Origin of the sequence: Enterococcus sp. NPDC086594 (genome assembly GCF_044746145.1) — a bacterium.
Lineage (GTDB): Bacteria > Bacillota > Bacilli > Lactobacillales > Enterococcaceae > Enterococcus_D > Enterococcus_D entomosocium.
Window position 1 is genome coordinate 39,665 of record NZ_JBIVBP010000019.1, and the last position, 14,600, is coordinate 54,264.

Here is a 14,600-nt window from a genome sequence, read left to right on the forward strand (position 1 = left end):
GAAAGGAACCCCCTTCTACGTGCCTTTTTTGATTCTTCCAAATGATTGGCAAAATCCTTACTTTGCTTCATTTTCCGCAATGATATCTGTGACCTTCATCAAGCGGGTCAATGTTGCTCGTTCGTCTTCTGCCAGATTGCTTTCGATGTATTGAATGGTTTCCGTCAGCTTGGGAATCGTCATATACTCTAACGCATTGACTCTTCGCCTCGTCCGCTCGATCTCATTGGCCATCAGTTGACAGGTTTTCTCGATTTCGGCCAACTGAAGCATCACTGGCAGCATCTGATCAAGATGAGACAACGAGAGATCCAGCTCACTGGTGGTACTTACAAAACCGTAGGAAAAGTCATCATCGGAGCTCTCTTCTTCGTAAACAGGATTTAACACTGGCACATCCATATTCATGATGGTCCGACTTTGTACATCTAGGGTCACTTTATTTAAAGGGATCATAAATGCTTCTTGCAAAACGACATCGGGAATACTACTAGAAGCCAGCACATACTCTTCCATCCCTGCTTGCAGCGCAGTTTCCATTTTTTTACGAAGCTCCTGGTTTTTCTTTACTAGCTGAATGAATTGGCGCACCAGCTCATCTTGCTTGTCTTTCAATAATTTGTGACCACGGGTTGCCGTCGTCAGCCGTTTTTTCAAACGACTTAGTTCCATCCGAGTTGGATTGACATTTAAGATCGCCATTAAGAACTCACATCCTCGTCCGTTGGGTAATAGGCGTCGATAAATTCTTCTTTGATACGGCTCAACTCTTGTTTTGGCAAGGTAGCTAATAGCTTCCAGCCTAAATCTAACGTTTCTTCAATCGTCCGGTTGGTTTCAAATCCCTGGTTGACATACTCTTTTTCGAAAAGATCTGAAAAACGCGCGTACTTTTTATCAAGATCAGACAAGGCAGACTCTCCTAAAACGATCGATAACTCTTTGGCAGCTTTCCCATCGGAATAGGCGGCATAAATTTGATTCATCGTTGCCGCATGATCTGCACGGGTCTTACCTTCTCCCGTTCCTTTGTCCTTCAACCGAGAAAGACTTGGCAAAATATCCACTGGCGGATTGATATTGCGTTTGTAAAGGTCCCGCGACAAAATGATTTGTCCTTCTGTGATATAGCCAGTCAAATCAGGAATCGGGTGGGTTTTATCGCCATCTGGCATCGTTAAGATCGGAATCTGTGTGACCGATCCTTCTTTGCCCATCAAACGTCCTGCCCGTTCATACAGTGTAGCTAAGTTGGTGTATAGATACCCTGGGTAGCCGCGACGTCCCGGAACTTCTCGGCGGGCAGCGGAGATTTCTCGCAATGCTTCGCAGTAGTTCGTCATATCGGTCATGATCACTAAGACGTGCATGCCTTTTTCAAAAGCCAAATACTCTGCTGCAGTCAATGCCATCTTAGGAGTAGCGATCCGTTCGATTGCTGGATCGTTGGCAAGGTTCATAAACAAAACAGATCGATCTAATGCACCGGTTTTGCGGAATTCATCCACGAAAAATTCAGCTTCTTCAAACGGAATCCCAATTGCTGCGAAGACGATCGCAAAATTGCCTTCTTGGCTGGGTACTGTTGCTTGTCGTGCGATTTGAGCAGCGATCTCTTTATGAGGCAAACCAGAAGCAGAAAAGATTGGTAATTTTTGTCCACGAACTAATGTATTTAAATGATCGATCGTTGAAATCCCAGTTTGGATAAATTCATCCGGGAAGTCCCGTGCCATCGGATTGATGGCTTCACCATTTACATCGATGCGTTTTTCGGGCAAGATTCTCGGGCCATTATCTTTTGGTTTTCCTAAACCGTCAAAAACCCGACCCATCATATCTAGAGAAACCCCTAAAGTTAAACCAGTTCCTAGAAACCTTGCTTTGCTTTCTTCAGCACTCAAATTACTGGTACCTTCAAATACTTGGACAACAGCATTGTCATCACTGACTTCCAGTACTTGTCCTTGACGGATCTCGCCTGTGTCCATGCGGACCTCAACGAGTTCGTCGAATTTAACGCCTCGAACATTTTCGACCACCATTAAAGGGCCGGCAATTTCGGAAACTGTACGATATTCTTTTAACATCAATGAACACCTCCAGTTTCAATGATTCGTTGTAACTTTTCTTTGATGTCATGCTTGATCGTATCCAAGCGGGTCAATTCTTCTTCAGGAATGTATTTGCTGCGGGCGATGCGCTCACGCAGATCAACCGTTCCTTTTGTGATCTCATCTAAGTAAGCACCTAGCTGCAGTGCACGTTGGGCTTGTTCATTAAAGTAAAGAATATTCTCCAACATTTTGAACTGCTTATTGCGAGATGTATACGTGTCAACGTCATCAAAGGCGTTTTGCTGCAAGTAATCTTGTCTCAAAGAACGGGCTGTCATCATTGTCAAACGGTCTCTTTGAGAAAGAGAATCCATCCCTACCAATTGAACGATTTCTTCTAAACGGCTTTCTTCTTGGAGAATCGCCATTGATTCATTGACTAGCTCCGACCAGCGATCGCCTAATAATTGATCTAAATAAGAATTGATTTGATCTTCGTAAAGGGAATAGGAATTCATCCAGTTGATGGAAGGAAAATGCCGTTTTTGCGCCAGCATACTATCCAATGCCCAGAAGACTTTCACGATTCGTAAGGTATTTTGGGTGACCGGTTCTGAGATGTCTCCACCAGCAGGTGAAACCGCACCAATTGCGGTAATGCTTCCTTCCCGAGGTTGTGTGCCTAATGAATGGAAACGCCCTGCTCGCTCATAGTATTCCGCAATTCGACTTCCAAGGTACGCCGGATAGCCTTCATCTCCTGGGATCTCTTGCAATCGTCCACTCATTTCCCGCAGCGCTTCTGCCCAACGTGATGTTGAGTCTGCCATGATAGCAACACTATAGCCCATGTCACGGTAATATTCTGCAATCGTGATTCCTGTATAGATTGAGGCTTCCCGAGCAGCAACTGGCATATTCGACGTATTGGCGATCAAGACCGTTCGTTCCATGATTGACTTGCCGGTATTTGGATCGATCAGTTCAGGAAATTCATTCATAACATCCCGCATTTCATTGCCTCGCTCGCCACAGCCGACATAGACCACGATATCCACATCCGACCATTTAGCAATTTGGTGCTGAACAACCGTTTTTCCGGCACCAAATGGTCCGGGAACGGCAGCTGAGCCGCCTTTTGCCACTGGAAAATAGGTGTCGATGACTCGCTGTCCAGTGACCAGTGGTTCGCCTGGATTTAATTTAGCAGTAACGGGACGTGGTTGACGAACCGGCCATTTCTGAACCATCGTCAAGTTTTTTTCACCCTCAATGGTTTCTAAGACACAGATCACTTCAGTAATAGCAAAATTCCCTACCATGATTTCTTTGACGGTTCCTTCATAGTTTGGTGGCACCATGATCTTATGCTCGATCACCGATGTTTCTTGTACTGAACCTAAAATGTCGCCACCTTGTACGGTATCACCGACTTGTACTTGAGGGACAAAGGTCCATTTCTTTTGGCGATTCAGTGGATCGATGGTAACCCCTCGTTCCAAAAAATCACTTTCTGTTTGCGACATAAACGTATCTAATGGTCGTTGGATCCCATCAAACATCTGAGTCAACAAACCTGGTGCTAGTTCGACAGACAATGGTGCGCCTGTCGTTTCCACGGGCTCGCCTGGTCCGATTCCCGCTGTTTCTTCGTATACTTGGATCGAAACCAGCCCTTTTTTGATCTCAATGATCTCACCGATAAGGCCCTTGTCACTGACTTTGCAGATTTCGTGGATTTTTGCGCCACTTAATCCTGAGGCGGTGACCAGTGGTCCCGATACTTTTTCAATTGTGCCAAATGCCACATTTATTCCTCCTAGCTGGCTGACTTGTCTGTTATGAATCTAATATATTCATTCCTACCGCTTTTTCCACATTTTGCTGAATTCGTGCCATGCCGATCCCTAAACTACCCGTACTACTTGGAATCGGAATGATCGCTGGTGTCGGTACTTCTTCATAGCGGCGAACGATCGGTTCTAATTGTTCGATCAGTCGCTCAGTCAAAAAGATTACCCCATAGGCTTCAGCCATTTCTTCTAGTTGTTGGGCGGCTTCATCCAAATCGCTGACTGGAAAGATGTCGATCCCTAGCCCTTTGAAAGGCAAGATCGAGTTCTTACCACCCATCATTGCTATTTTTTTATGCATAACTATCACGCACCCGACTTCTTAAAATCTCTTCCGGCACCTTATTGATTTTCCCAATCAGGAGAATACGCAAGTTCTTGCTTTCAATTTCCTTGGCGTACAAGTACCCTGCCAATGCTGAAGGGCCAAAAGGAACAATTTTATGTTCTTTGAGCTTCGCCATTAGAAAATTGTCTTTGCGTATATCAAAGGTATTCAAGGTCTTCTTCTCTACCAACTCTTCATAGCTGTGATTGATCAGTTCTTTATAAGGAGTCCCTTGCAAATATGCCACAAATGCCTCAAGGGAAGTCGTGATCTCAGCTAACAATTCTTTTGCAGGTAGGTTTCCATGATCGGCTAAAACTGCGCTGATAAAGCCGCGCTTGCGTTTCATCGCGTAACTGCGCAACGTTGTTGAAATGTTGAAAATATCGATTTGTCGACGAATCAAGCTTTGCAGCAGATCGTCGTCGTATTCTTTGCCAATCGTCCACAATTGTTCCCAATAGTGGTTATCAAAGATGATGTCGATCGATTGGACCTCATGGTAGTTCTCAATATAAGAGAAGACTTCTTCCACACAATCAACCATCTCTTTGGCAACAAGATTGCTTTTTCTGGTCTTGACCAGATCCTTAAGGACGGAAAGCGGCTGGGTACCAATTGGGACAAGATATTCAGAAAAATCTTCTTGCATGTACGCCGCTTTTACCAAGACTTTCAGATTTTGATAGTCATATTTCAAAGCAAAGAAATCAACGATCGCTTTTTCCGGTGTCAGCTGATACATCGTGTCGTATACCCGTTTCAACTCCGCCATCAACACATGTTCAAAGTCGTGTACACGATCATCCTCGTTGATGAAGTCACCATAAACCGTTTCTTGCAACATACCGTAGATTTCTTCTGCGCTAGCAGCCGAGAGCATCCGCTCATAGCGGCTGCGATCGAATAATTGCGATTCATACGTCCGAATTCTCGTATTTAAGGTATTGTATTTGATGTCATTCATCTGTTTGCACCTGCTTACTGTTCAAAAATCAATTGCAGTAACGTATTGCTTAACTCTTCTTTGTTGGCTTCTAGTAGCGCATCAAAAGTAAAATTCAACTCGATCGCTTCTTGTCGCAACAAAAAGCCACCCTTACGAGGGATCGTTTTATTTACCAGTTTCAGCTGAACATCTGGGGCAGATGCCTGCAATTTAGCGAGGAGCTCCTCATCCACTAAATGGCGGGTCTTCTCACCTAAAAGCAACTCAACCTCACCAGTTAACCTTGCATTCGCCAAGCCATTAGCGATAAACGCATAAAATGCTGCTTGATCCATCGTATTTAAACGGGTCAAAGCCTCAGTAAACAGCTCATCTAAGACCGACTGCTTTGCTGCCAAGACCTTGTTTCTTGATTGAATATGCACATCTGAGATTTCCAAATACATCGCCGCACGTTTTTCTTTTTCATAAAAAGCTAACCGCTCACTAAGCTCTTTTTCTAATTGCGTTCGCTTCAAGTTTTCTTGATTTTCACTTTCTTTTTTCGCTTCTTTGATTTGCAGCTGGTATTTCTTTTCCGCATCAGCGGTTATTTTGTCAGTTAAACGTGTAATATCAGACATTCACTTTTCCCTCCTCTTAATTCAAGACAAGCAAGAAGGAAATAACGAACCCTAAAATACAATACGTTTCCATCATCGCTACCAAGATAATTCCTTTGGTCACATGTTCTGGTTTTTTGGCTAAAATCTGCATCGCAGCACTTGCGGCACGTCCTTGCCATTTTCCGGCTACGATCGCTGTTAATGCGATTGGCAATGAAGCAATAAACAAGTACAATCCGCGATCGAATGAGAGCGAACCGCTGATTTGACCAAAGATCATAAAGGAAATTACGAACCCGTATAACCCCTGAGTACTAGACAGCAACTCTAAGATCAACGCTTGTCCGAATTTCTCTGGCTGCTCTGAGATCAAGCCTGACGCTGCTTCACTGGTCATCCCAACACCAATCGTTGATCCGATACCGCCGCAAATCGTTGCGGTCGCTACACCTAAAGCTGCAAAAACAATTCCACCATTTTCGTAAAAGAAACTAATCCAATTTTCCATTATTGTCCTCCTGTAACTTTTCTTCTGAGATGATCTCTACATAATTTTCATTTGATTTGAACGGGTCAAAGGCACGTCCGCCCCCCGTAAAGAATTTTCCAAAATACTCTAAATACTGCAAACGGATACCATGAACATACGCACTAAGGTAACTTAAGAAAATATTTAGGCCATGCAATGCCACAAATAATAAGATACCAACCGTAAACCGGGCTGCTGGCGGCAGGTAGCTGATGATCAAGTTGAAGGCTGAGGCGATACTTCCGCCGGCAACCCCTAACGCCATCAGACGGGTGTAACTGATCAAGTCACCAACATAATTGGTCACATCCATCAATCCGTACAATCCAGAACCGATTTTTCCTGCTAAGGTTTTACCTTCTAAACTGCCTCCGATGGCCACTGCTAATAGACTGGCAGCGATCATTACGATCCCAATCATTTGTAACGGTGTGTCAGGGAAAAGCAGCATTCCTGCGGCAACAAAAGCCACACTGATCAAAAAGACGATCCATGAACCGGCTTGGAACATCGCAGCCAGTTTCTGGTCTTTTTTCTTCCATAGAATATAGAATTTCAGCGCCAAACCAAACATGATCTGGATGTACCCAAAGATCACGGATAAGACTAAGATCTGGTTGACATCATCCTGGGCAGACAACAGTTGGAATGAGAATTCAAATCCGAAGAAGTTGCCATAGATCAAGCCCCAAATAATCGTGGGGATCGAGCATAACTGAAAGAGGGTCAAGTTTTGTTCCAGCCCTTTGCTGAGGTGGAACAGCTTTTTACCAATAAATGTCGCCAGAAACAAAAGCAAACCATAGCCAAAATCGGCAACCATCATCCCGAATGCCACCATATAAAAAGGCGCCATAAATGGTGTCGGATCTAACTCGTCATATTGTGGCAAGCTGTACATCCGAACAAGTCCTTCAAAAGGTTTGATCCAACGTGCGTTTTCTAATAAAATCGGCACATTACTAATCTCTTTTTCCGTCACTTCTTGGTATTCGAGGTAATAGTTATCCGTGGTTCCTTTTTTGATGCGTTTTTCTAATTCGGCCGTTCCATCAACAGGAACCCAGCCAGAAAGCGAGACCGCATGAGTAGAACGTAAAAGCATCTTATTGCTTTTTAAGCGGGTGATTGCTCCATCTAAATACTCGGCAACGATCCGCAAAGTTTCTTGCTCGTTTGTCATTGCACGAAGAGAGGCTTTGATCTCTTTTTCTTCATCAATTAAACGTTGGGATTTTTCTTTCATCGTTTGCAGATCTTCTTCTGGGATGCCCTCATAAGGGTAGATGTATTGCTCAAAGGCTACTTTTTTAAGAAGTGAAGTTACTTTTTCTTTTACATCTTTGTGGAAAAGGACCAGTAAATAAGTGGTTGTTTGTGATTGATAAACAGTTTCCACATAGACGAGCGGCAGCTTCTCACTGTTCGTCGTAAAGTCAGCCATTTCAGAAGTGGGAATCGAACCTAGCAAGCCACCTGATTTTTTTAATTCCTTTAAAACCGCTGGACGCTCTTTAAAATACTTCCAAATCGACAGCTCTGCTTCTTGTGCTAATACATCGCGTTTTTCTTGATCGATCAAGCGAAGACGTTTGTCTTGTTTACGAAGGGTCTGGCATAATTCTTGCCAGGGATAGGTGTGGGCTGTTTCAGCCAATTCTTGAAGGGTATATTTTTTGATTGGTTGCCGCAGTTGTGCCAGCATTCCTTTTTTGGGTACATATTCTTCTAAAAAATTTAAGCTCCAGTTGACTTGACCAAACTGGTTCTCCATTTCTTCTTCAGACTGTTCCTCGCGAACCGGTGTCAAAACACCCGTCGTTTCTTCAGAATCGTAGTATTTCTCCGAAGAAAGCAGTTCTACGCCCTGAAAGTCTTGCAGCTGCTCTAAAACAGCTTCTTTCTGATCGTAAAAGGTCAACAGACTGAACTTTTGCATTTTTGCAATTGCCATTTATGTCACAACCTTATTTATTATTATTGCCAATGCTTCTTCCTTTAACTCATTAGGGATCGTTCGTAGTGTTTCCACTTCTGCTTTCGTTTTAGCCATGAGCGGTTCTTTTGACTGTGTTAACTCAGCTGCGATTTTTTGATTGATTGCTTCTTTTTGTTGGGCTTCTTTTTCTGCCAACTCTTTTTTAAACGCCTTCAACCGTTCTTCGCGTTCTTGTGCCAATTGTTTTTTTTCTGCTTCCGCTTCTTGGTTTTTATTTTCAGCAAATTGCTCTGCTTCTTGTAATAATCGAATTGCATCTACTGCCATTTTCTCACCTGCTTTCCCTTTTTTTCCGCAAAAAAAACCACTACAAATCAAGCATATGGCATTCGCTGATCGTAGGGTGTCAAAAATCAATAAGTGGCAAATACCTTCACCTATTTCCGTTTTCTAATATAACCGTACCATAAATTTAGCGATAGAACAAGGTTCCTAGCGTTTTTTTATAGTCTTTACATATAAAAGTCACAAAAATTACACATTTTCACAAAAAGAAATCCTTTTCAATTTATAGGGGGTTAAATGATGACAAAAAAGAAAGATTAGAAACAGAATGCCGTTTCAAATCTTTCTTTTATTTTTCTCTCTTCTATTTCTTAACTTTCATAATTTCAAAGCAAAAATCCGTAATTAAAATAACAAAGATTCGTCCTACTCACGAATAAATGGCATACTCATACAGCGTGGACCTCCACGTCCGCGAACCAATTCACTTCCTGAGATCTCATTCAACTTGACGCCTGCCTCTTTTAACAACCCGTTGGTGATGGTATTGCGGTCATAGACCACGACTTCCCCTGGGGCGATCGCCAATGTATTGGAACCATCATTCCATTGTTCTCTGGCTGCTGCCGCTAAGTCGTCACCACCACAGCGAATCAAGTGTACTTCAGGCAAATCTAAATAACGGCAAAGAATGTTTTCCAACGTATCTTTTTCCTCATATACTCGCACACCGTCCTTGTGTTTAGTGATTGAATACAGCGAAAGTTCTCCCTCGATTTCTGGATGGATCGTGAACTTATCATGATCCACCATCGTAAAGACCGTATCTAAGTGCATAAATTTTCGTTCTTCACCAATATTAAATGCCAAGATATGTTCAAAACTCGGTTCTGTAGCAAAAATCGTTTCGGCAATTTTTTCGATAGAAGCAACCTCGGTTCGTTGAGAGATACCGATCGCCACGATTTTATCAGATAAAATCAGCTGATCGCCGCCTTCCATCCGCGTCGTTTCGTCCCGATGATACAAAAAGTTCGTCTCATTGCGGGAAAACATCGGGTGGTGCGTAAAAATTTGTTTTCCGTAGAGGGTTTCTCGTCTTCTCGTTGCAGAATACATTCGATTCAAGGAAACGCTATGACCAATCGTAGCAAACGGATCTCTCGTGAAATACAAGTTTGGCATTGGATCGATCAAAAAAGGATATTCCGTTTCAACGATCGCCGTTAACTTGCTAGCTCTTGGAATTTCTATCTCACTTTTTTTCAAGCCCGCCATCGTATGATCGATAAAGGAGCGATTATCTTTGATCGACAGGAAAAAATTGCGCACTTCGTTGCGAATCTCTTCATCAAGGATCGTTGTCTCATTTAAATAATCTTCTAAAAAAGCTTCTTTGGCACCGGTCGTCGACAATGTCTCTGCAGCAAGATCTTCCAAATAAAGGACTTCCACCCCTCTGTTTCTTAACGTCTCGGCAAAAAAATCATGCTCTTTTTGTGCTTGGTCTAGAAAAGGAATATCATCGAACAACAAGCGATCAAGATAATCCGGCATCAAGTTTTCCAATTCTGCTCCTGGACGATGCAACAGCACCCGCTTTAAGGGCGCAATCTCAGAAAAGATCTGTATTGGCTGGTTCATGGACGTGTCTCTCCTTTTTCGCATTTTTTGTGGAATAACTTATGTCATTCCTCGTTTATGACTCCTCGACACATAATTATTCATTTCTTTGACTCATAGTAATCTTCTGCTAATGTTTAACAGTTTTTTTGATCTGTTGGTTATAAACATGCATTTTTTTATAAAGAAACTATTAATAAAAAAACAACTACTTAAAGAGATAAATTTTAGATGTTTTAATTTACCGCCTTTTTCAATTGTATATTTTTGTTAAAAAAACAGCAAGACAAAAGAACTGATGGACGATAGACCTAGCTGCGAAACCAGATTGAACTATTTTTGTTTTTTTGGATCATTTCATGATTTTCAAATGATACCGCTATCAAACAGATAAATTTTTGATATGATTCAAGTATCTTGATGCTAAAGAAACGTCTATAAAGGAGCGATTTGATGAAAACGCAACGTCAACTTTACTATGGTGCCGACTACAATCCTGAACAATGGTCTAAAGAAGTCATTCTTGAAGATATGCGCTTAATGAAAGAAGCAGGTGTGAACTATGTAAGTATCAATATTTTTGGCTGGGTCAATCTGCAGCCAGATGAATCCACCTATGATTTTGACTTTCTGGACTGGTTGATGGATCTTTTATATGAAAACAATGTCATGATCGACCTAGCCAATGGAACAGCTTCTCCTCCAGCTTGGCTTGTTCAAAAACACCCTGAGATGCTGCCAGTGACCATTCATGGCAATCGACTGGTTCATGGTGCGCGCCAGCACTACTGTCCGACTTCCCCTATCTATCGTCAATATGCCGCCGATTTGTCTGAAGCAGTCGCAAACCGTTATGCTAATCATCCAGGGCTGGTCATGTGGCATATCAATAATGAATATACCTGTCACATCCACGAGTGTTATTGCGATCATTGTCGGAAAAGATTTCAGACATGGTTAGCAGAGAAATATCTGACCATCGCTGGATTGAATGATGCTTGGTCAACGAAGTTTTGGAGTCAATCCTATGGCAGCTGGGAGGAAATTTTCTTACCAGAGGCAATGCCAACCTTCAAAAATCCTGCACAGCAATTAGACTACCGTCGGTTTCTTTCCGACATGAATCTGGAACTTTATCAAATTGAAAAGGCGGCGATTGCAAAATATTCCCATGACATTCCTTATATGACCAATCTTATGGGCTTACACAAATACGTAGATGGATTTAAATGGGCACCTGAAATAGATGTGGTCAGCTGGAATTCGTACCCGAATCCCTTTGAAAAAAACCCTTACCCGCAATTTCTTGCTAACGATTTAACCCGCAGTTTGAAGAAAAAGCCATTCTTGATCATGGAGCAAGCCACCAGCGCCGTTAATTGGCGACAAATCAACGGGGCCAAGACCCCCAACCAGCTGCGTCTTTGGAGTTATGAAGCGCTAGCTCATGGTGCTGATGGTATCATGTTCTTTCAATGGCGACAGTCTCGTGGCGGTGCAGAAAAATTTCATAGTGCGATGGTGCCTCACGGAGATCCTCAGTCAAGCCGTATCTTTCGTGAATGTGCACAATTAGGCAACGAATTTTCGCAACTATCCGAAATCGTTGGGACGCGCTTCTTGGCTGATGTCGCGGTTGTCTTCGACTGGGAAAATTGGTGGGCGCTGGAATTGGATGCCAAACCAAGAACCTTAAAATACATTCATCAGTTACGCAGCCTGTATGCCGCACTAAGGGCGTTAAATCTGAGCGTAGACTTTGTCCATCCTTCCGAATCCCTAGGCGGCTATCCTTTGGTGATCGCCCCAAATCTCTATTCAGCACCCGAAGCATTCGGTAAGAAGATCCATGATTACGTGCGACAAGGCGGCATCTTCTTGACCAATTTCTTTAGTGGGATCGTCAATGAATATGACCAAGTCTATCTTGGGGGCTATCCAGGACTGTTTAGGGACACCTTAGGGATCATTGTAGAAGAGTTTTACCCAATGACAGCGGCTACCCATCACCAAATTGACTTCCTCCAAGGTCGTCGGTACGACAATTCTCTATGGGAGGAAGTCATCCATCTAAAAGGTGCGAAAGCTTTGGCAACCTTCCATTCCGGTTATTTGACCGATAAGCCAGCCATTACCATGAACCGGATCGACGATGGATATGCGTATTACGTAGGAACAGAATTGTCCCTTGAAGGTCTAACAACATTTTTAACGAACATTCTGGAAAATCACAATTTAACGACTCATGCCCAGCACTTCTTGGCTGCTCCTACTGAAGTCTCCGTTACCTGCCGCAAAGGTGCTGGCTATACACTCGTCTTTTTCTTAAACCATACCGAGCAGACAATCAAAGTGAAGCTGAAAGCCCCTGGAGAAGACCTTCTAACCAAAGAAATCAGACAGTTGGTAGTTCTGAAACCAAAAGAAGTCGCAGTTCTTAAGTATATTGATTAATCTAAGGAAAGAACCTCCATGAAGCGATCGCTTCATGGAGGTTCTTTAATAGACGTTACTAGATTCAGGGAGAGTCATTAGACTAGCGATAGGCGTTTTCCAAATAAGAGCTTATCTTTTGTCTTCGCTCTCCATCTCTTTTTTTCTGAATAGTGATACTCTGGATTATTCCAATGGGATTTGTCATACAACCAAACAGGCATTTTTTTTGCTTCGTTAGTTTCCCATTCATAACGGGGAAAAAGATGTGCATGAAGAAGGTTATTGGTATTTCCCAATAGTTCATAATTGATTCTCAATGGAGAACAAGCCTGTATTATAGCATCTCCTAAAAAGAGTCATATCAGTTAAGAAAACCTGTCGCTCATTTAAATCTAGATCATTTAAAGAAGCCACCTCTCTTTTAGGTAATAATACACAATATCCAGGAAGAAATTGGACATCGCCATAAACAGCAAAACTGCCAGACAATTCTTTGATCACCATTGGATTTGTCCCATCTATCGCTGATTTGATTCTATTCTCATACCATTTCAATTTGATCCCCCCTCTCTCCTGTTCCTTGCAGCTATTCATGTAAAAACTATACAAGATTAAGGAAAGGCTTTCAATAGTAACAAAACAAAAAAATCTTTGCTATATGAGTGGTCCTCCAAAATCGTATTTGTAGACTTTTATAAACAAAAAAAATGTATCAATCTTATAAAAGACTGATACATCAATGATACCGGCGGCCGGGGTCGAACCGGCACGCCCTCAACGGGCACTGGATTTTGAGTCCAGCGCGTCTGCCAATTCCGCCACGCCGGCATGTTGAAAGGTTAGTATTTAGTACTAAGGCGGTAACCGGATTTGAACCGGTGATGAAGGTTTTGCAGACCTCTGCCTTACCACTTGGCTATACCGCCATTATACTATTGTTGCAATCTACAATCAAGTGAAGATTGTACTGGGGTAGCTGGATTCGAACCAACGCATGACGGAGTCAAAGTCCGTTGCCTTACCGCTTGGCTATACCCCAAAAATGAAAGGGCGAATGATGGGAATCGAACCCACGAATGCCGGAGCCACAATCCGGTGCGTTAACCACTTCGCCACACCCGCCGTAATAAGAAACTATTGAAATATATAATGGCAGGGGCAGCAGGAATTGAACCCACACTAACGGTTTTGGAGACCGCTGTTCTACCTTTAAACTATGCCCCTATGAATGGAGGAGAGTGGATTCGAACCACTGAACCCTAAGGAACGGATTTACAGTCCGTCGCGTTTAGCCACTTCGCTACTCCTCCATGGTGGCGCGGGACAGAATCGAACTGCCGACACATGGAGCTTCAATCCATTGCTCTACCAACTGAGCTACCGAGCCATATAGGAAAATATAAGTTTTACAAAATTAATGAAACGGTCTGGACGGGACTCGAACCCGCGACCTCCTGCGTGACAGGCAGGCATTCTAACCAACTGAACTACCAAACCGTAATGGGGGTTAACGGGATCGAACCGCTGACCCTCTGCTTGTAAGGCAGATGCTCTCCCAGCTGAGCTAAACCCCCGAAGGTTGTTCATTAAATTGTAATGATCCGTACGGGATTCGAACCCGTGTTACCGCCGTGAAAGGGCGGTGTCTTAACCACTTGACCAACGGACCTAAGTTTAAAACGGAGAGTAAGGGATTCGAACCCTTGAGACAGCGATAGCCATCTACATGATTTCCAATCATGCTCCTTCGGCCACTCGGACAACTCTCCAGCCTAAAAGAAGCTCATTACTCTTGCTTGTTTTCTCTTATTAGAGAACTCCGGCAGTAGGACTCGAACCTACGACATCATGATTAACAGTCATGCGCTACTACCAACTGAGCTATGCCGGAAAAATTGAAATGCGTGGCGACGTCCTACTCTCACAAAGGGAAACCCTTCACTACAATCGGCGCTAAGAAGCTTAACTTCTGTGTTCGGCATGGTTACAGGTGTAT

General features: G+C 43.1%; 11 protein-coding genes, 12 tRNA genes, 1 rRNA gene and 1 pseudogene. 1 reads left to right on the forward strand and 24 read right to left on the reverse strand.

Annotation, left to right across the window (positions count from 1 at the left end):
• Positions 1-57: 57 nt before the first annotated feature.
• The 10 genes from ACIPK1_RS16765 to arcA form a co-directional block, all read right to left on the reverse strand.
• Positions 58-702 carry a V-type ATP synthase subunit D gene (locus ACIPK1_RS16765; protein WP_005229243.1) on the reverse strand — a complete coding sequence of 215 codons (645 nt, stop codon included), beginning with the start codon at positions 700-702 and terminating at the stop codon, positions 58-60.
• The gene (locus ACIPK1_RS16770) at positions 702-2,090 is read right to left on the reverse strand and encodes a V-type ATP synthase subunit B (RefSeq protein WP_400451359.1); all 1,389 of its coding nucleotides are present in this window, start codon (positions 2,088-2,090) and stop codon (positions 702-704) included. The genes ACIPK1_RS16765 and ACIPK1_RS16770 overlap by 1 nt, the downstream gene beginning before the upstream one ends.
• Complete coding sequence (locus tag ACIPK1_RS16775) at positions 2,090-3,865, reverse strand: V-type ATP synthase subunit A (protein WP_008380990.1); 1,776 nt, start codon at positions 3,863-3,865, stop codon at positions 2,090-2,092. The genes ACIPK1_RS16770 and ACIPK1_RS16775 overlap by 1 nt, the downstream gene beginning before the upstream one ends.
• Positions 3,866-3,896: 31 nt before the next feature.
• Complete coding sequence (locus tag ACIPK1_RS16780) at positions 3,897-4,211, reverse strand: V-type ATP synthase subunit F (RefSeq protein WP_005229240.1); 315 nt, start codon at positions 4,209-4,211, stop codon at positions 3,897-3,899.
• Complete coding sequence (locus ACIPK1_RS16785; RefSeq protein ID WP_005237156.1) at positions 4,204-5,205, reverse strand: V-type ATP synthase subunit C; 1,002 nt, start codon at positions 5,203-5,205, stop codon at positions 4,204-4,206. The genes ACIPK1_RS16780 and ACIPK1_RS16785 overlap by 8 nt, the downstream gene beginning before the upstream one ends.
• Before the next feature lie 14 nt (positions 5,206-5,219).
• The gene (locus ACIPK1_RS16790; RefSeq protein ID WP_061053898.1) at positions 5,220-5,810 is read right to left on the reverse strand and encodes a V-type ATP synthase subunit E; all 591 of its coding nucleotides are present in this window, start codon (positions 5,808-5,810) and stop codon (positions 5,220-5,222) included.
• A 16-nt stretch (positions 5,811-5,826) separates the two neighbouring features.
• Positions 5,827-6,300, reverse strand: a complete 474-nt coding sequence (locus tag ACIPK1_RS16795) for a V-type ATP synthase subunit K (RefSeq protein WP_005237160.1) — start codon at positions 6,298-6,300, stop codon at positions 5,827-5,829.
• Positions 6,284-8,275, reverse strand: coding sequence for a V-type ATP synthase subunit I (locus tag ACIPK1_RS16800; protein ID WP_400451360.1), 1,992 nt, complete (start codon positions 8,273-8,275; stop codon positions 6,284-6,286). Before ACIPK1_RS16800 ends, ACIPK1_RS16795 begins: the two co-directional genes overlap by 17 nt.
• Positions 8,276-8,587 carry a hypothetical protein gene (locus ACIPK1_RS16805; RefSeq protein WP_008380980.1) on the reverse strand — a complete coding sequence of 104 codons (312 nt, stop codon included), beginning with the start codon at positions 8,585-8,587 and terminating at the stop codon, positions 8,276-8,278.
• A gap of 384 nt (positions 8,588-8,971) precedes the next feature.
• Positions 8,972-10,189: an arginine deiminase gene (gene arcA / locus ACIPK1_RS16810; RefSeq protein WP_400451361.1), complete on the reverse strand. Its 1,218-nt coding sequence runs from the start codon at positions 10,187-10,189 to the stop codon at positions 8,972-8,974.
• A 432-nt stretch (positions 10,190-10,621) separates the two neighbouring features.
• On the opposite strand from arcA, the gene ACIPK1_RS16815 reads away from it, so the two are divergent.
• Positions 10,622-12,622, forward strand: coding sequence for a beta-galactosidase (locus ACIPK1_RS16815; protein ID WP_400451362.1), 2,001 nt, complete (start codon positions 10,622-10,624; stop codon positions 12,620-12,622).
• An 82-nt stretch (positions 12,623-12,704) separates the two neighbouring features.
• Here ACIPK1_RS16815 and ACIPK1_RS16820 read toward each other — a convergent pair.
• The 14 genes and pseudogenes from ACIPK1_RS16820 to rrf all read right to left on the reverse strand — a co-directional run.
• Positions 12,705-13,198 (reverse strand): annotated as a pseudogene (locus tag ACIPK1_RS16820) (HIT family protein).
• Positions 13,199-13,347: 149 nt separating this feature from the next.
• Positions 13,348-13,432 (reverse strand) — tRNA-Leu (locus tag ACIPK1_RS16825).
• A 27-nt stretch (positions 13,433-13,459) separates the two neighbouring features.
• A tRNA-Cys gene (locus ACIPK1_RS16830) sits at positions 13,460-13,530 on the reverse strand.
• 41 nt (positions 13,531-13,571) lie between these two features.
• Positions 13,572-13,643, reverse strand: a tRNA-Gln gene (locus ACIPK1_RS16835).
• A gap of 10 nt (positions 13,644-13,653) precedes the next feature.
• Positions 13,654-13,726 (reverse strand) — tRNA-His (locus ACIPK1_RS16840).
• A 28-nt stretch (positions 13,727-13,754) separates the two neighbouring features.
• Positions 13,755-13,828 (reverse strand) — tRNA-Trp (locus ACIPK1_RS16845).
• A gap of 5 nt (positions 13,829-13,833) precedes the next feature.
• Positions 13,834-13,914: transfer RNA gene (locus ACIPK1_RS16850), tRNA-Tyr, on the reverse strand.
• Between the two features lies 1 nt (position 13,915).
• A tRNA-Phe gene (locus ACIPK1_RS16855) sits at positions 13,916-13,991 on the reverse strand.
• A gap of 36 nt (positions 13,992-14,027) precedes the next feature.
• Positions 14,028-14,101, reverse strand: a tRNA-Asp gene (locus ACIPK1_RS16860).
• 4 nt (positions 14,102-14,105) lie between these two features.
• Positions 14,106-14,178: transfer RNA gene (locus ACIPK1_RS16865), tRNA-Val, on the reverse strand.
• A gap of 23 nt (positions 14,179-14,201) precedes the next feature.
• A tRNA-Glu gene (locus ACIPK1_RS16870) sits at positions 14,202-14,273 on the reverse strand.
• Between the two features lie 11 nt (positions 14,274-14,284).
• Positions 14,285-14,373, reverse strand: a tRNA-Ser gene (locus tag ACIPK1_RS16875).
• Between the two features lie 48 nt (positions 14,374-14,421).
• Positions 14,422-14,495 (reverse strand) — tRNA-Asn (locus tag ACIPK1_RS16880).
• Between the two features lie 11 nt (positions 14,496-14,506).
• Positions 14,507-14,600, reverse strand: a 5S ribosomal RNA gene (rrf, locus tag ACIPK1_RS16885); the annotation flags it as partial.